Source organism: Pseudomonas sp. MWU16-30322 (assembly GCF_020515535.1).
Taxonomy (GTDB): domain Bacteria; phylum Pseudomonadota; class Gammaproteobacteria; order Pseudomonadales; family Pseudomonadaceae; genus Aquipseudomonas; species Aquipseudomonas fluorescens_H.
Genome location: NZ_JAIWYL010000012.1, coordinates 173008 through 190500, shown reverse-complemented (window position 1 = coordinate 190500; position 17493 = coordinate 173008). Strand labels below are relative to the sequence as shown.

13 protein-coding genes and 1 tRNA gene are annotated in these 17493 nt (G+C 60.2%); 8 read left to right on the top strand and 6 right to left on the bottom strand.

Going from position 1 to position 17493, the window contains the following annotated elements:
* Positions 1 to 29 precede the first annotated feature (29 nt).
* The 7 genes from LCH64_RS24035 to LCH64_RS24005 all read left to right on the top strand — a co-directional run bounded on the left by LCH64_RS24035 (position 30) and on the right by LCH64_RS24005 (position 8971).
* Complete coding sequence (locus LCH64_RS24035; protein ID WP_085582987.1) at positions 30 to 293, top strand: PAAR domain-containing protein; 264 nt, start codon at positions 30 to 32, stop codon at positions 291 to 293.
* A gap of 123 nt (positions 294 to 416) precedes the next feature.
* On the top strand, positions 417 to 5120 hold the full coding sequence (locus LCH64_RS24030) for an RHS repeat-associated core domain-containing protein (protein WP_226501489.1): 4704 nt from the start codon (positions 417 to 419) through the stop codon (positions 5118 to 5120).
* Positions 5117 to 5569 carry a hypothetical protein gene (locus tag LCH64_RS24025; protein ID WP_226501488.1) on the top strand — a complete coding sequence of 151 codons (453 nt, stop codon included), beginning with the start codon at positions 5117 to 5119 and terminating at the stop codon, positions 5567 to 5569. Before LCH64_RS24030 ends, LCH64_RS24025 begins: the two co-directional genes overlap by 4 nt.
* A 48-nt stretch (positions 5570 to 5617) precedes the next feature.
* Complete coding sequence (locus LCH64_RS24020) at positions 5618 to 6001, top strand: DUF1801 domain-containing protein (protein ID WP_226501487.1); 384 nt, start codon at positions 5618 to 5620, stop codon at positions 5999 to 6001.
* 137 nt (positions 6002 to 6138) lie between these two features.
* A tRNA-Gln gene (locus tag LCH64_RS24015) sits at positions 6139 to 6213 on the top strand.
* A gap of 171 nt (positions 6214 to 6384) precedes the next feature.
* Complete coding sequence (locus tag LCH64_RS24010) at positions 6385 to 6765, top strand: RidA family protein (protein ID WP_226501486.1); 381 nt, start codon at positions 6385 to 6387, stop codon at positions 6763 to 6765.
* Positions 6766 to 6982: 217 nt separating this feature from the next.
* Positions 6983 to 8971 carry a U32 family peptidase gene (locus tag LCH64_RS24005; protein WP_226501485.1) on the top strand — a complete coding sequence of 663 codons (1989 nt, stop codon included), beginning with the start codon at positions 6983 to 6985 and terminating at the stop codon, positions 8969 to 8971.
* Between the two features lie 27 nt (positions 8972 to 8998).
* On the opposite strand, the gene LCH64_RS24000 is transcribed toward LCH64_RS24005, so the two are convergent.
* The 6 genes from LCH64_RS24000 to LCH64_RS23975 form a co-directional block, all read right to left on the bottom strand.
* Positions 8999 to 9967, bottom strand: a complete 969-nt coding sequence (locus LCH64_RS24000; RefSeq protein ID WP_226501484.1) for a Dyp-type peroxidase — start codon at positions 9965 to 9967, stop codon at positions 8999 to 9001.
* Positions 9968 to 10035: 68 nt separating this feature from the next.
* Entirely contained in the window at positions 10036 to 11301 is a 1266-nt protein-coding gene (locus tag LCH64_RS23995) for an FAD-dependent oxidoreductase (protein WP_226501483.1), read from the bottom strand.
* A 2-nt stretch (positions 11302 to 11303) separates the two neighbouring features.
* Positions 11304 to 12881 (bottom strand): aldehyde dehydrogenase (NADP(+)), encoded by a 1578-nt coding sequence (locus LCH64_RS23990; RefSeq protein WP_226501482.1) that lies wholly within the window; start codon positions 12879 to 12881, stop codon positions 11304 to 11306.
* A 58-nt stretch (positions 12882 to 12939) separates the two neighbouring features.
* Positions 12940 to 13887 carry a dihydrodipicolinate synthase family protein gene (locus LCH64_RS23985; RefSeq protein ID WP_041072540.1) on the bottom strand — a complete coding sequence of 316 codons (948 nt, stop codon included), beginning with the start codon at positions 13885 to 13887 and terminating at the stop codon, positions 12940 to 12942.
* Positions 13888 to 13937: 50 nt separating this feature from the next.
* Positions 13938 to 14864 (bottom strand): 4-hydroxyproline epimerase, encoded by a 927-nt coding sequence (locus LCH64_RS23980; protein ID WP_226501481.1) that lies wholly within the window; start codon positions 14862 to 14864, stop codon positions 13938 to 13940.
* 22 nt (positions 14865 to 14886) lie between these two features.
* Positions 14887 to 16515 (bottom strand): APC family permease, encoded by a 1629-nt coding sequence (locus LCH64_RS23975; protein WP_103520761.1) that lies wholly within the window; start codon positions 16513 to 16515, stop codon positions 14887 to 14889.
* Positions 16516 to 16715: 200 nt separating this feature from the next.
* Here LCH64_RS23975 and LCH64_RS23970 point away from each other — a divergent pair, with 200 nt between their 5' ends.
* Positions 16716 to 17489, top strand: coding sequence for an AraC family transcriptional regulator (locus LCH64_RS23970; protein ID WP_226501480.1), 774 nt, complete (start codon positions 16716 to 16718; stop codon positions 17487 to 17489).
* Positions 17490 to 17493 lie beyond the last annotated feature (4 nt).

Here is a 17493-nt window from a genome sequence, read left to right as displayed (position 1 = left end):
GACCAGGATCAAGTCAAAGGAGTGACAACATGAAAGACGCCATTCGCTTGGGCGACTCCACCACCCACGGTGGCAAGGTGCTCGAAGCCTTCTCCCAAACCGATCTCAACGGCAAGCCTATTGCCGGAGTCGGTCACAAGGTCAGCTGTCCACTGTGCAAAGGGGTTTTCCCGATTGCAGAGGGCAGCAGCACCTACACCGTTGATGGCACGCCCATCGCTCTGGACGGTATGAAAACCGCTTGCGGCGCTGCGCTGATTGCAAGCGGCCCGAAAGGCGCAGTGATCAGCTGATCGTTCTAACTACATCTTGGCTCTATTGCTGATGAGAAGCGACGTCCAGTCGTAGCCCTCAACCGGCGATGCGCCTCATGTTATCCCTGAATTCGCGAGCCTGTTGGCTGGTAAGACGCTCCCATGACGACCAATACCGCTGTTGCAACCAAACGTGAGCCACAAGTCGCCGTCGTTCCCCTGAATCTGATCATGGTGGAAGACGTAGGCCGCAGTGCGGCTCAATTCGATGCATGGTTGCGGGATATCAGTGGTGATCTGGTCACCCTGGAGCGGATCAAGACGGTGGCGGGGGCATTGCCTGTTGTCGGTAACATCATGGCATTGGTCGACGCGCTGAATGATGTTGTGACGCTCTCCAATAGTCCGAAACAAGATCCCCTCAACTGGGTCAGCCTGGGAATCAACCTGATCGGCGTTTTGCCCATGCCGCCGAATATGGCAGCAGCGCGCATGAGCTTGCGACCGACACTATTTCTGGTGCGTCAGGAAGTCGCCAAGGTCGGAAAGTTGGTACTTGGTGATGCGTTGATCAACGTGGTGGTCGGCCATCTGAACGCTGACATCGTGGGTGTGATTGATGATTTCGTTAAGCAGGCCCAAGCCAAACTCAAAGAGTTGCTCAGTGACGCAGGGGAGCTCGGTGAGAAAATCCTCAACGAAATTGCCAACGGCCTGGAAAGGGTCGTAAACGGTAAGCTCGATGCCAAAGGCAATCTGAAAGCAGCCGAACAGATGGCAAGCGCCGCCAGCGATCAGTTGCTCCATGACCCCCTGAGTGCGATCAGCAATATTTTTGGCGCCGCCGCGAATGTTTACAAGGCCGCTGGGAAAGGTGTGGCCAACAGCGCCGCCGAGCATCTTTTGCCAGAACAGGCCAAGAAGAAGGTGCTGGTCCATACGAAATCTTTGCGAGCCATGGGGCCTGAACTGCGCACGCAGTTGAACAAGTTGAGCGATCCGGCCGTTCAAAGCTCCATTGGTGCATTGCTGGTGGTGCTGGCCAGTGCAGTTGCAGCCTGGCGGATGCGCAATGTTCACGGACAAGGCGGTAACGTCAAACCAGGAACAACCAGCCAGTCGAGACGTGTTGCTGGCGACGGCAAAGTTGAGGTCAGTCGGGGCGAGTCGAAACCAAAGTCGCGGCCTAATGATGAGAAAAACGAAGTATGCCCTGCGACCTGCAAGCGCATTAACTTTGCCATGGGTACAGAGACGTTCAATCACACAGACTTCAGCTTGCCCGGTGCATTTCCCATCGAATGGACGCGTACGTATTGCTCCGATCTGAACGCCTATGACGCGGACGTGATTGGGGCCCGCTGGATTACAGCGTTTACCACCAGGATTGATGCGGTGGATGACGGCCTCGTGTTCCACGATGCGGACGGACGTAGCCATGCCTATCCGTTACCGAAGGTCGGTCAATTCCACTACGACGCGATTGAGAACATCACCTTGGTGCATGCCGCTGAGGGCCAACTGTTGTTGTGCCGCGGCTTCGAGCGCAAGGAAACCTACATACGTCGTGCTCAACATTATGTCCTCGTGGGCATTGTGCTGCGCAACGGTGCCGGGGTCATGCTGCACCACGAGCATCGCCACGGCGAGAGCGCGGTTCTATCCGATTTGATCACCTACCAGGAAAACGATATCACCAAGGTGCATCGCCATCTCGGCACGTTGGTTGATCAGCAGGGGCGTCTGACAGGACTATGGGAAATCTGCGACGGTGAGCCGGTTCGTCAGCTTTGCGCTTATGCCTATGACGATTACGGCGACCTGATTCAGGCACAAGATGAGAACGGCGCTGCCTGGGCTTACCAGTATCAGTTCCATCTGGTGACTCGATACACCGACCGCACCGGACGCGGCATGAACCTGCAATGGCAGGGCACAGGTGCAGATGCGAAGGCTGTGCGCGAATGGGCGGACGATGGCAGTTTCGACACGCGTCTGGAGTGGGACGAAAACATTCGCCTGACCTACGTCACTGACGCCCACGGCAACGAGACCTGGCATTACTACGACAGCCTTGGCTACACCTACCGCATTCGTCACGCCGATGGCTTGTCCGAATGGCTGTTCCGTGACGAAGCGAAAAACGTCGTGCGACATGTGCACCCGGATGGAACGACGGATCGCTACAGCTACGACCCGCGTGGCAATCGGGTTGAACACATTCGCGCTGACAACAGCGTGGTGCACTTTGCCTATGACGATCAGGACCAACTGATCAAGATCATGGATGCGGAGGGCGGCCTCTGGTTACGCGCTTATGACGAGGCTGGGAATCTGGTTGAAACGGTCGACCCACTCGACAACAAGACTGAATACGCCTACGACAAGGCCGGGCTGCCGATTGCGATCAAGGATGCCAACGGCAACGAGAAAACACTTGAGTACAACGACGCTGGGCAATTGCTCAAATACGTCGACTGCTCAGGCAAGACCAGTGCCTGGAAATACGATGATCGTGGGCAGGTCATCTGTGCAACCGATGCAGCTGGGCAGAGCACTGAGTACGAATACAAGTCTGGGCAAGTGGTGCTGATCAGGCGCCCGGACAAAACAGAGGAGCGCTTCGAGCGGGACGCAGAAGGTCGGTTGTTGACGCATGTCGATGGTTTAAACCGCTGTACAACCTGGAGCTATACCGTCGCTGGTTTCGTCGCTGAACGGGTGGATGCGGCAGAACATACCTTGCGTTACCGATGGGATCGCATGGGGCGCTTGCAAGCCTTGGAGAACCAGAATGAGCGCTCGGCACAATTCCTTTATGACCCGATTGGACGGTTGTTGACCGAAACAGGCTTTGACGGTCGTCTGACTCGGTATCAATACGACATGGCTTCCGGACGCCTGTCGAAGATAGCTACCGGTGACCGGATAGTGACGGTTGGGTACGACGAAATGGGACGTGTGACTGAGCGTCTTGCGACGCTTGGCGATCGGTCACAGGCAGAAAGTTATGCTTATGACGGCAGGGGTCAGATGATCTTTGCGAGCAACGCCGATAGCCGTGTGCAGTGGTTCCATGATGCGGCAGGCAACATGGTGCGTGAGCATCAGCATTATCTTGGTGTGGAAAAGCCACTCGCTGCTGTTTGGCAACATGAATACGACGTGCTCAATCAGCGTGTCGCTACGATTCGTCCAGACGGGCATCGGGTCAGTTGGTTGACCTACGGCAGCGGCCATCTCTTGGCGTTGCGTCTGAACGAGCACGAACTGCTTGGGTACGAGCGCGATGATATGCACCGCGAAGTCGCTCGGCATCAAGGCAATCGACTGATACAGACTCAAAAATGGGACCCTGCCGGGCGCTTGCAGGAGCAACTGCTGGGGCGCAGTGATGACCAGTCGGTTGTTCTCAAGCGTGAGTACACCTACGACGCAGCAGGACAACTGAACGAAATCAACGATACGCGTCGTGGTCAGTTGTCCTACCGTTATGATCCGGTCGGCAGATTGTTGAGCGCAGTCAGTCGTTTAGGTGATGAGACGTTCGACTTTGACCCGGCGGGTAACCTGCTGGATGAAAAGACCGCTGAGAGTCGGCGACCATTGGAGCTGACCCCGCCTCGCAGCAAGCGGGTGGATAACCTGCTGCGAGACTACGCCGGCACTCACTACGAATACGACGAACGCGGAAATCAGATAAAGCGCTGGCGGGATGGTGCTTTCAGCCAAATGCGTTGGGATCTGTTTGATCGGTTGGTGCATTTCGAAGACGCCAGGCTATCGGTGGAATATGCCTACGATGCACTTGGGCGGCGATTGCTGAAGAACTCAAGGGTACATTACAAGCAGCGATCCACAGCGGGCTCAATGTGGAATAACACTGAACACGCGCGGTTGCAGCGAGAGCATGGTTGTGGGTTCACGTTGTACGGTTGGGATGGCGATAACCTGGCTTGGGAGAGTCGTGCTGCACAGCAGGATGGCGAGGCGGGTCGCACGATTCACTATGTGTTTGAGCCGGGTACGTTCATTCCGGTGGCGCAGGCTATCTCGAATCAATCCATCAATCTGACTGGATCGTCGTCCAGCTATGCCGAGTACTACAGCCTGGAGGAGGATCCGCTTTGGAATCATTCCGCGACGTCGCCCCGCATTGATGTATTGACCTGGTACCAGTGCGATCATCTGGGCACACCTCAAGAGCTGACTGACCAGAAGGGTGACGTCGTATGGAGCGCGCAGTACAAGGCTTGGGGCGAAATACGAGAGGAGCGGTCGACCTGTGCGAAACAGCAGGGCATTGCAAATCCGATTCGATTCCAAGGTCAATACCATGATCATGAGACGGGGCTGCACTACAATAGACATCGTTACTACGACCCTTCAGTGGGACGTTTCATAAGTCAGGACCCTATTGGGTATCAGGGTGGACTGAACCTCTATCAGTATGTCTCAAACCCGATCGGATGGATTGACCCGCTAGGACTGGCCCGTCAAAAAGGCATTACGCCAAACAACAAAGGGACGCGCACTACAATCGAGTCGGGTAACCTGCAAGCACCCGAGGTCGGATTTAGCACTAAAGCGGGTGGCGAAGGCATTCAGCATCCTGTAGTCCAGGAACTCTATGAGTCGATACCAGACGATCAACGTTCTCCGTTTATTCATGGACACTGCGGAGAAGCAGATGCGTTAAGCAAAATCGCTAAAGCGAATGATGTTAAATCTGTAGAAGCATTGAGAGACATTACGCAAGGTTCAACATCTACGACCGTAAGGAATGATGGTAAACCACTGAAATTTTGTCGTTCTTGCGCACAGGTGATGGGTAAGCTCGGCGTATGTGATGGAGTAAAAGAGTGAGCGATCCAAAAGAAATTGAAGAAATTGAAGGCCTTGAGGCGCGTCTCTTAGCTGCAAACATATCCATTAATCAATTGGTGCGCCGCTACGCTGGATTTTTACTGCAGCTTATTCACGATGGTTCGTTAAGTAGTATTTCGACTGAAAAACTTAATCTGATGTCGTCCTACCTGAATAAAGCGGTGACGCCGGGTACGCTTGAGTCCAGCCATGAGCAAAGGTCGGCTTTTTTTGTCGAGCTTTGGCCAATAGAGAGGCAGTACCGGGAATCGGATCCGGCTTTCGCGAATTTTGTTCGCTGTGTCATCTGTTGTTTCGGAAATGAGGAAGATTGGCTGCGCGACGATACGGGTGACGATACACCTTTGTGGTTTTTCCTTTTTTATATCAAAAAAGTTTGCCCCGACATCAAAGATAAGTTTGTAAAGTTTTTCGAAGAAACTTGTTGATGATCACGGACTACCTGATTGAGGCTTATGCCAAGGAGAGCCCCTGTCATGAACCCTGGGAAGCCCGACACCGACGCCTCTGCACTCATCGACGCTCGAATCGCCGAACTGGCCGATTGGCGTGGTGCCATCCTCGGCGAGATTCGCAAGGTCATTCGCCAGGCCGATCCCGAGGTGGTGGAGGAGTGGAAGTGGCGGGGTGTTCCGGTGTGGTCGCGGGGCGGGATCATTTGCACCGGGGAAACCTATAAGACGGCGGTGAAGATGACCTTCGCCAAGGGCGCGGCGCTGGCCGATCCGGCGGGGTTGTTCAACGCCAGCCTTGAGGGCAACACCCGCCGGGCGATTGATTTTCACGAGGGCGACCCGGTCGATGAGCAGGCCCTGAAAGCGCTGATTCGCGAGGCGATTGCGTTGAATTTGTCCAAGTGAATCGCGGCGTTTGCCCCGGCTCAGAAATAACTGGCTGTTTTAAAACAAATTTTTTTGCACTCGGGGCTTCCCAGATCCAAAAAAGGTTGGTAAATTGCGGCCCATTCTCGCAGAGCTTGTTACAGAGCTTGAGATACAGGGGCGTCGCCAAGCGGTAAGGCAGCAGGTTTTGATCCTGCCATGCGTTGGTTCGAATCCAGCCGCCCCTGCCATATTCAGAAAAAACGCCAGTCCGAAAGGGCTGGCGTTTTTTTATGCGCGCGATTTGGATCTGGCATCGACAGTGGCCTGAGCCGGAGCGGGGACTGATGTAAACTGCCCGCGCAAAAGTCCCGGTGCGTCGTTGGCCGGCGACCCTCAATCTCTCCAGACAAGAGACTTTCATGGCTAATCAAGACCTCAGCTTCACCCCTGATCCGGATGCAGATTCGATTTCCTCCGACGTTGTCGGTTTCAACGGCGTTCTGGTTTCGACCCAGATCCCGACCCGCGCCGACGGCAGCCTGGAGCTGGGCGACATCACCCTGCAAAGCGAATGCACCCTGCAGGCGCTGAAAGTGGCGCTGGAGCGGGCCGGCAGTTCGATGGATCGCGTGATGCACCTGACCATCTACCTCACCGACATGGCTGACCGTGCGGCATTCAACGAAGTCTACAAGCGCTTCTTCGCCAAGCCATGGCCCGTACGCGCGGCTGTGGGCGTGGCGTCGCTGGCAGTGGAAGGCATGCGCGTGGAAGTCACCGCGATGGCGGCCAAGGCCTGACCGCCCCCTGTAGGAGTGAGCCTGCTCGCGATAGCGGTAAATCAGCCACCATCAACGTTGACTGTGCCACCATCATCGCGAGCAGGCTCACTCCTACAGGAGACTCTCGTGTCGGATTGGAGCGAGGTCATCTGCCACTTGGCAGCACAGGCGTGCCGCCCGGGCGTTTCGCGGCTACAATGCGCGCCTTAACCGTGACAGCCTGACTAAAAAAACTATGTCCTTGCCCAAGCATCATCTGGAACTGCTCAGCCCCGCCCGTGACGTGGCGATTGCCCGCGAGGCGATCCTGCACGGCGCCGATGCCGTGTACATCGGTGGCCCGAGCTTCGGCGCGCGCCACAACGCCTGCAACGAGGTGAGTGAAATCGCCGAGCTGGTGGAGTTTGCCCGCCGTTACCACGCGCGCATTTTCACCACCATCAACACCATCCTGCACGACAACGAACTGGAGCCGGCGCGCAAGCTGATCCACCAGTTGTACGATGCCGGTGTCGACGCGCTGATCGTCCAGGATCTGGGCGTGATGGAACTGGACATCCCGCCGATCGAGCTGCATGCCAGTACCCAGACCGACATCCGCACCCTTGAGCGGGCGAAGTTCCTTGATCAGGCCGGTTTCTCGCAGCTGGTACTGGCCCGCGAGCTGAACCTGAAAGAAATCCGCGCCATCGCCGACGAAACCGATGCCGCCATCGAATTCTTCATCCACGGCGCGCTGTGCGTGGCGTTCTCCGGGCAGTGCAACATCTCCCACGCGCAGACCGGTCGCAGCGCCAACCGTGGCGATTGCTCCCAGGCCTGCCGTTTGCCGTACACCCTGAAAGACGAAAAGGGTGGGGTGATCGCCTACGAAAAACACCTGCTGTCGATGAAGGACAACAACCAGAGCGCCAACATCCGCGCGCTGGTCGAGGCCGGTGTGCGCTCGTTCAAGATCGAAGGTCGCTACAAGGACATTGGCTATGTGAAGAACATCACTGCCTACTACCGCCAGCGCCTCGACGACGTGCTCGAAGATCGCCCGGACCTGGCCCGCGCTTCCAGCGGCCGTACCGCGCACTTCTTCCTGCCGGACCCGGAAAAGACCTTCCACCGTGGCAGCACCGACTACTTCGTCACCGATCGCAAGATCGACATCGGCGCGTTCGACTCGCCGACCTTCACCGGCTTGCCAGTGGGCACCGTCGAGAAAGTCGGCAAGCGTGACATGCAGGTGGTGACGCAGGAACCGCTGTCCAACGGTGATGGCCTCAACGTGCTGGTCAAGCGTGAAGTCGTGGGTTTCCGCGCCAACATCGCCGAGCCGAAAGGCGAGTTCGAAGAAGACGGCGAGAAGCGTTACCGCTACCGCGTCGAGCCAAACGAGATGCCCGAAGGCCTGTACAAGCTGCGGCCGAACCATCCGCTGAACCGCAACCTCGACCACAACTGGCAACAGGCGCTGCAGAAGACGTCTGCCGAGCGTCGTGTGGCCCTGAGCTGGGTTGCTCGCCTGCGTGAAGAACAGCTGGAAGTGACTGCGACCAGTGAAGAAGGGATCAGCGCCAGTGTGACCCTGAACGGCCCGTTCGGTGTGGCCAACAAGCCGGAACAGGCGCTGGAGCAATTGCAGGATCTGCTCGGCCAGCTCGGTACCACCCAGTACCACGCCACCGACATCAAGCTCGATGCGCCGCAGGCGTTCTTCATCCCTAATTCGCAGCTCAAGGCCCTGCGCCGCGAAGTGATCGAAGCACTGACCGCCGCCCGTGTCGCGGCGCATCCGCGTGGCAGCCGCAAGGCCGAAACCACGCCGCCGCCGGTGTACCCGGAATCGCACCTGTCGTTCCTGGCCAACGTCTACAACCAGAAGGCCCGCGACTTCTATCACCGCCACGGCGTGAAGCTGATCGATGCGGCGTACGAGGCGCACGAAGAGGCTGGTGAAGTGCCGGTGATGATCACCAAGCACTGCCTGCGTTTCTCGTTCAACCTGTGCCCGAAACAGGCCAAAGGCGTGACCGGCGTGCGCACCAAGGTCGCGCCGATGCAGCTGATTCACGGCGACGAAGTGCTGACCCTGAAGTTCGACTGCAAGCCGTGCGAGATGCACATCATCGGCAAGATGAAAGGCCACATCCTCAACATGCCGCAACCGGGCAGCGTGGTCGGCCACATCAGCCCGGAAGACCTGCTGAAAACCATCCCGCGCGCGCCACACTGAGTGACGGGCGGGCGTGGCGCTACGGTGTCACGCCTGCTCCGGCTCTCGCTCCGCCAGCTCCTCAAGCAGGTCGGCTGACGGTACAAAGAACAACCCCCCGGTGACTGCGGTGCTGAAGTCGAGCAAACGGTCGTAGTTGCCGACGGGTTTGCCGACAAACATGTTCTCCAGCATCTGCTCGATCGGTTCCGGCGAACACGCGTAACCGATGAAATAGGTGCCGAACTCGCCAGCCCCCGGACGACCGAACGGCATGTTGTCGCGCAGGATCTTCTGCTCCTGGCCGTCCTTGGTGATGGTGGTCAGGGCGCTATGGGAATTGCTCGGCTTCACTTCTTCACCGAGTTCGATGTCGGCCAGTTTGGTTCGGCCGATCACCTTCTCCTGAGCCTCCACGCTCAGCGCATTCCAAGCGTCCATCTTGTGCAGGTACTTCTGCACCAGCACATAACTGCCGGATTCGAACGCCGGGTCTTCGTTGCCGATCAGGGTGAAATGGTCTGCCTTGCGGCCCACCGGGTTCTCGGTGCCATCGACAAAACCGATGATGCTGCGCATGTCGAAGTAGCGGAAACCCTGCACCTCATCCACCACGGTGATCGCGCCATTGAGTGCGCTGCACAGCTGCGTTGCCAGTTCGAAACACAGGTCCATCTGATCGGCACGGATGTGCAGCAGGATGTCGCCTGGGGTCGCCACAGCACGGCGGCCCTCAACGCCGAATTCGCGGAATGGATGCAGCGAAGCCGGACGCGGGCTGCCGAACAGGGCGTCCCAGGCGTTGGCGCTGAACCCGCAGACACACGACAGGTTACCGCTGGGCACGCGTTTGCCAACCGAACGGGTGAGGGCGGCGATGTCGCCGCACCAGCCGCGCACCTGACTGGCGGCGTCGCTCCCGGGCAGCAGCGTGGCGACGATGAAGATCGCGCTGCTGGTGATCGGGTTGCAGATTGCTTGTGGCTCGGGTGTCTGGGTATCCATTGATGAGGTCATAGTCGGTTCCATATGCGCGGGGCCAAGGTCGGCGCTCAGTATGAAACCAAAAACGTTTCATCGATATCTCAGAAGCGACCGAGTCGATAGGCACCCAGTGCCGGCAAGCCGGAGTTCGCTGAGGGTGATACCAGATGCGCGACCATCTCTGCGGTAATCGCCGCTTGAGTCAGCCCCAGATGCTGATGACCGAACGCGAGCAGTACCTTGCCGTCGCAGACCTTGTCGATGATCGGCAGCGAGTCCGGCAGCGACGGACGAAAGCCCATCCACGGCGTCGCGTCTTCAGCGTTCAAATCACGGCGGAACAAGCCCTTGCTCAAGCGATGCAACTGCCAGGCGCGTTCCATGAACGGCGGGCGCTCCAGACCGGCGAACTCAACGGTGCCGGCCAGGCGCAAGCCGCCGGCCATCGGCGTCATGATGAACTTGCGCTCCAGCGAGGTAACGGCGAACGGCAGTCGCTCGTGCTCGTGGGGCAGCATCAGGTGATAGCCGCGCTCGGTGTCCAGCGGCACGCGTTTACCGGTGAGTGCGGTGGTGAGTTTCGCTGAGTGCGCGCCGCAGGTAATCAGCACCTGTCGCGTGGTAAAACGGCCCTGATCGGTGCGCAGCGACACGCCATGCTCCTGCAACTGGCCGTCCTGCACCTCTTGTTGGAGGAACTGCACGCCGGCTGTTTTCGCCGCGCTCACCAGTTCACACACCACTCGGTAAGGGTCGAGAAAGTGCCCGGTGCGCGGGTAGAACAACCCGCCCTGAATCTGTTCGCTGAGCTGCGGCGCGCTTTCTCGCACGGTGCTGGCCGACCACAAATCCACCGGCACCTGTTGCTGAAGCATGCGCGCCTGCAAGGCTTCGACGGCTTGTCGCGATTCGGCGCGCTCGAACACCAGCAGCGAGCCGTCCTCCTTGAGCAGGTCGCGGCGGGCGATGCTCTGCAGCAGGCGCTTCCAGGCATCGAGGCTGCTTTCGTTGAGCGCGCGCAAACCGGCCACGGTGCGCTGAAACGGCGCCGGACGCAGGTTCAGCAACAATCGGCTGAACCACGGCACAGCGCGCGGCATGTACTTCCAGTCCAGGCGCAGCGGCCCCATCGGGTCCATCAGCATCGCTGGCAGACGCTTGAGGATCGACGCATCGGCAATCGGGAACACCTGCTCGGTGGCCAAGTGTCCGGCGTTGCCATACGAGGCGCCATGACCGGGCGGCTGCTTATCGATGACCACCACCCGCTGACCCTGACGCGCCAGCTGCAGGGCACAGGCGACGCCGATGATTCCGGCGCCGATCACCGCGATATCGGCGTTGTCCGCTGTGAGGTTGTCGGGCATGGTCAGGCTTCCCTCTGACCGTCGAGCAGGCGCCGCAACTGCAGCGGATTCGCTTGTTTCAGCGGCGGCGGCAACAGGCTCTCGGGGAAGTCCTGATAACACACCGGCCGCAGGAAACGCAGAATCGCCGCCGTACCGACCGAGGTGCTGCGCGAGTCCGAGGTAGCCGGAAACGGCCCGCCATGCACCATCGCATCACACACCTCGACCCCGGTCGGCCAGCCGTTGACCAGCAGACGTCCGGCCTTGCGTTCCAGGGTCGGCAACAAGGCCCGGGCGCGATCCAGATCGGCGTCATCCAGGTGCAGGGTGGCGGTCAGTTGGCCTTCGAGGTGCTCGCAGACCTGACGGATTTCATCGTCGTTGGCGCACTGGACGATCAGTGATGCTGCACCAAAGATTTCACCTTGCAGGCATGCGTCGGCGAGGAAGTCCTGCGCCTGGGTCACGAACAGCTGCGCCTGACACTGGTTTGGCCCTTCAGCCGCTAGACCGATGGCCACGCGTTGCGCTTGCGGATGTTCGGCCAGCGCGCCGACGCCAGTTTCATAGGCGCAGAAGATTCCCGGCGTGAGCATGGTCTGCGCGGAGCTGCGCTGGATCAGCTCGGCGGCCGCTGCGATGAAAGCGTCCAGTGCCGTCCCTTGGCGAGCGATGACCAGCCCGGGATTGGTGCAGAACTGCCCGGCGCCCTGAGTCAGCGAGGCGACAAAACCCTGCGCCAACGCCTCACCGCGTGCGGCAAGCGCTGCGGGAAACAGCAGCACCGGATTGATCGAACTCATTTCCGCATACACCGGGATCGGCTCCGGCCGTGCCTGCGCCGCTTGGCTCAGGGCGAGACCGCCACTGCGCGAACCGGTGAAGCCCACAGCCTTGATGCGCGGATCGCTGACCAGGGCGATGCCGACCTCGTTGCCGGAACCGAACAGCAGCGAGAACACGCCGTCGGGCAAACCCGATTTTTTCACTGCACGCGTCAGCGCCTGACCCACCAGTTCACTGGTGCCGGGATGCGCGCTATGCGCCTTGACGATCACCGGGCAACCGGCGGCGAGTGCCGAAGCGGTGTCGCCGCCCGCCACCGAGAACGCCAGCGGAAAGTTGCTGGCGCCGAACACCGCCACTGGCCCCAGCGCGATCTGCCGCTGGCGCAAATCAGAACGTGGCAGCGGCTGGCGCTGGGGTTGTGAGTGATCGACGCGAACGTCCAGCCACTCGCCAGCACGCACTGTGCGGGCAAAGGTGCGCAGTTGCCCGCAGGTGCGTCCGCGTTCGCCCTGGATACGGGCGCGTGGCAGGCCGGTTTCGGCCACGGCACGGTCAATCAGCGCATCGCCAAGGGCTTCGATCTCATTGGCGATGGTTTCGAGAAATTCGGCGCGCGCCTCCAGGGACGTCTCGCGATAACGATCAAAGGCTTGCCACGCCAGTGCGCAGGCCTGTTCGACATGCTCGCTGCTGCCCCCGGCATAGGCCGGTTCCAGCACCGCGTCAGTGGCGGGATTGATCGCGCGGATCGCTTCACGGCTGCCGGCAATGGCTTGGCCGGCGATCAGCATGTGGCCTGTCAGAGTCATGGCGCTTCCTTGATAAAAGAGGTGAAGCCCCGGCATCACACCGGGGCAGGGATTGCGGTCAGGCGAGGTTCTGTTCGGCGGACCAGTTTTTGTACCACTGGCGGAACAGCGCGTACTGGGTCTCGGCGTAACGGCGCTGGGCATCGCTCAAGGCGTCGGTTTCGTTGAAGTGCAGGGCGTATTCGCGGTCGCCGTTGAGCACCATCAGATGCTTGTAATACAGCACCAGATCGCAGCCTTCATCGAACGACGACAACACCGCCAGCGCCGCTTCCAGTTCGCGCGCCAGACGTCGGGCCTTGGCATCGCCCTTGGCCGCTTGCTTGCTCAGCGCCACCAGTTGCAGCACTTCGCGGGGCAGGGCGTTGCCGATGCCGGTGATCGCGCCGGTGGCGTTGCAGTTGACGAAACCGTGCACCACTTGGGTATCGACACCGACCATCAGGGTCACGGCATCGTCCTGCGAGGTGATGTTTTCGGCGGCGTAGCGCAAGTCGGCGCCACCACCGAATTCCTTGAAGCCGATCAGGTTCGGGTGTTCGCGGCGCAGTTCGAAGAACAGCTCGGCGCGGGTGGCGAAGCCGTAGTAAGGGCTGTTGTAGATCACTGCCGGCAGGTTCGGGGCGGCGTTGAGGATCGCGGCGAAGTGGGCTTTTTGCGCGGTGGCCGAGGCACCACGGGACAAGACGCGTGGAATCACCATCAGGCCATGGGCGCCGACTTTCGCCGCATGTGCAGCGTGGGATACCGCTTCACGGCTGTTGACCGCGCCAGTGCCGACGATGGTCGGAACCCCGGCGGCCACCAGACGCGCTACGCCTTCCTGACGCTCGGCCTCGGTCAGCAGCGGCCAGTCGCCCATCGAGCCGCAGTAAACCACCGCGCTCATGCCGATATCGATCAGCTCGCGACCCTTGGCCACCAGTGCGTCGAAGTCAGGTTTGCGCGCGGCGGTGCACGGAGTCATCAGCGCGGGAATGCAGCCAGTGAAGATGTTATCGCTCATTGTTGTAGCTCCTCGGGACATTCATTCAAGTCGAAAAAAAACGGGGCAGGTCAGATGCCCCAGGCGAAAGGGTCCTGCTCGTCGATCAGCAGAGTGGCGTCGGCGGTCATGTAGGCGCGGCCGGTAATGAACGGGCGCACGCGCTCGCCATGCCATTCGAAGCGGCCTTCGAACTGGCTGCCGGTGATGCTGGCCTGGGTCCAGACCTCGCCTTCAGCGAGTTTGCCGTCAGCGGCCAGACAGGCGAGTTTGGCGCTGGTGCCGGTGCCGCAGGGCGAGCGGTCGTAGGCCTTGCCCGGGCACATGACGAAGTTGCGGCTGTCAGCCTTGGGGTCGTCGGCAAACAGCTCGACGTGGTCGATCAGCGCGCCGTCCTCACCGTGAATGCCTTGGGCTTCCAGAGCCTTGAGCATCGCCCAGGTGTAATCGGTGAGGGCTTCGACGTTGCTCATCTGCAGGTCCTGGCCGTGCTCGGAGACGAGGAAAAACCAGTTGCCGCCCCAGGCGATATCGCCGAACACGCGACCGTAACCGGGCACGTCCACCGGCACCTGTTTGCGGTAGCGCCAGGCCGGGACGTTGCCCAGGGTTACCGCGCCGTCCTCGTGCAGAGTGGCGCTGACCGGGCCGACCGGGGTGTCGATCTTGTGCACGCCCGGTTCGATGCGGCCCAGGTAATGCAGCGAGTTGACCAGGCCGATGGTGCCGTGGCCGCACATGCCGAGGTAGCCGGCGTTGTTGAAGAAGATCACCCCGCAAGTGGCATCCGGCGAGACCGGCGCGCAGTACAGCGCGCCGACCAGCACGTCGTTGCCACGCGGTTCGAGCAGGCAGGCGCGGCGCCATTGATCGTGGCTTTCGCGCAAGGCATCGCGCTGCTCGGCGATGCTGTTGCCGGGCAGCTCGGGAAAGCCTTTCATCACCAGACGCGTGGGTTCACCGCCGGTATGGGAATCGATGATGTGCAGTCGTTTCATGAACGCGTCCCTTCAATCAAAGTCAGGCGTGAGCAGGGCGCTGGCCCTGTGCCGAATGGGTGGAGGATTCAGCGGCTTCGCTTTCGTCGTCTTCGGTTTCCAGACGAATCAGGTGTGCCGGTACGCCGGTGGCGGCGCCCCAGTAGTAAATGCCCAGCGCGCAGACCGCGACGATCACGGTGTCGAACGGATGGCTGAGTACGCCGATACCGCCGAAGCTGCCGAGTTTGGAGAGGACGATGGTCACCGCGTAGAAGCCGATCAGCCACGCCGAAGAGCGAACTTGCTGGCCGAGGTTCAAGTGCGCGGTCGGCACCATGCGCCCACACAACAGGTAGATGACGAACATCAGAATCTGCAAGCCGAGCAACCACGACACGGTGCCCCAGCCCGACCAGTAGACGATCAGCGCGGCAATGATGAACGACAGCGGCCCGAGCACACTCATGCCCTTGACCCGGAACGGACGCGGCATGTCCGGCGCGTTGCGGCGCAGTGCGGCCACCGTCACCGGAGCCACCGCATAGCTCAACACCAGCGCGGCGGAGACCACATTGATCAGCGCTTCCCACGACGGGAACGGCAGGGTCCAGAACACCGACAGGCCAAAGGTCAGCCACAGCGCCGGACGCGGGATGCCGGACTTCTCATCGATGCGGGTAAAGATCTTGAAGAAGGTCCCGGTCTGCGCCCAGCCGTAGATCACCCGTGGTGTGGCGTTCATGTAGATGTTGCCGCAGCCGCTGGGCGAGATCACCGCGTCGGCCACCACCAGATACGCCAGCCAGCCGACGCCCAGGGCCAGGGCGATATCGCGATACGGCAGGGCCAGTTCCTTGGCGACGCCGGCCCAGCCATTGGCGAGCATTTCAGTCGGGATGCCGCCGAGGAAAGCGGTTTGCAGCAACACGTAAATCGCGGTGGACAGCAGTACCGAAAGGATCAGCGCAATCGGGATCGTGCGTTGCGGATTCTTCACTTCACTGGCCACGGAAATGATCGGCGTCAGGCCCAGATAAGCGAAGATCACCCCGCCGGCCGACACGGCCATTTCGATGCCGGACAGACCGAACGGCGCAAAGCCGTGCACCTGGAAGTTGGCCGGTTTGAAGAAGGTGAACAGCACGCCGATCACCAGCAGCGGCACGATGAACTTGAACACGCTGACCAGATTGTTGGCCATGGCGAAGGTCTTCACGCTGCGGTAATTGAGCAGGAAAAACAGGCACAACAGACCGAATTGTACGAACCAGCCGAGCACAGTCGGGTCGCTGGAGCCGACCTTGGTCAACTCGGGAAACCACGCCGCCGCATATTGCCGCGAGGCAACCACTTCGATCGCCACCAGACTGGAAAACGCGATCAGGGTGATGAAGCCCATCAGGTAGCCGAGCAGCGGGCCGTGGGAGTAAACCGGATAGCGCACCACACCGCCGGCACGGGGCAGCGCAGCGCCCAGTTCGCAGTAGACGATGCCCAGCAGCAACACGGCGAAACCGCCGAGCAGCCAGGAAAAGATCCCTGCCGGGCCGGCGATGGCCGACACGTGACTGGCCGCGAACAACCAGCCCGAACCGAAGATCGCCCCCAGTCCGATGAACGTAAGGTCTATCAGTGAAAGTTGTTTCTTGAACTTGCCTTGGCCTGTCATAGCGTCGCCTTCTTGTTGGTTGTTGGAGGGGCGTGCAGTGGCGCTACAGTGAACTCATCAGGCGGTGCGCGATTGATGTTTTTTGCCGGTGACGATGACGAAATCAGCACAATGGCCAACGGCAAAGGCCCGGCTCGACAGGCTGTCGGCCATCGGGCAATCTGCGCGCAAGCCAATGCGCACCGTGGGGAGTGACAGTCATGACGCAGAACGCGTTTGCGATCCTGAGCCAGCAGAACGAGGCGAGCCGACCGCAGAGCCTCGACGATCTGCTCGCTAGCATGGCGCTGCTGTTGCCCATGCTCGACGTGATTCCCAACGCGGCGATCTTCATCAAGGATCTGCAGGCGCGCTACGTCATGGCCAACCAGACGCTGGTGCAGCGCTGCGGTTTGAAAGACTTGCGACCGTTACTGGGCAAGACCAGTGCCGAGGTGTTTCCGGCGCAATTGGGGCCGGGCTATACCGAGCAGGATCGGCGCGTGCTGGAAGAGGGGTTTGTGTTGGAGGATCAGCTGGAGCTGCATCTGTACGGCAGCCGCGAACCGGGTTGGTGCCTGACGCATAAGCGTCCGCTGTACAACCGGGATAATCGGATCATTGGCCTGGCGGGAATTTCCGTCGACCTGCAAACCGCCAGCGAAACCCATCCGGCGTATCAGCGACTGGCGGCGGTGGATGAATACATTCGGGCGAATTTCGCCAGCCGCGTCAGCCTCGGCGAACTGACGCGCATCGCCGGGATTTCAGTGGCGCAACTGGAGCGCTACTGCAAGCGCGTGTTCCACCTGACTCCGCGGCAGATGATCCAGAAAGTGCGTCTTGAGCATGCGCATCGGCTGTTGCACGGCGAGTTGCCGATCACCGAAGTGGCGCTGCAGTGCGGCTATACCGACCACAGCGCGTTCACCCGGCAGTTCAAGGCATCGACCGGATTTACCCCGCGCCAGTATCGGTTGGCGACGGCGCAGTGAGGTT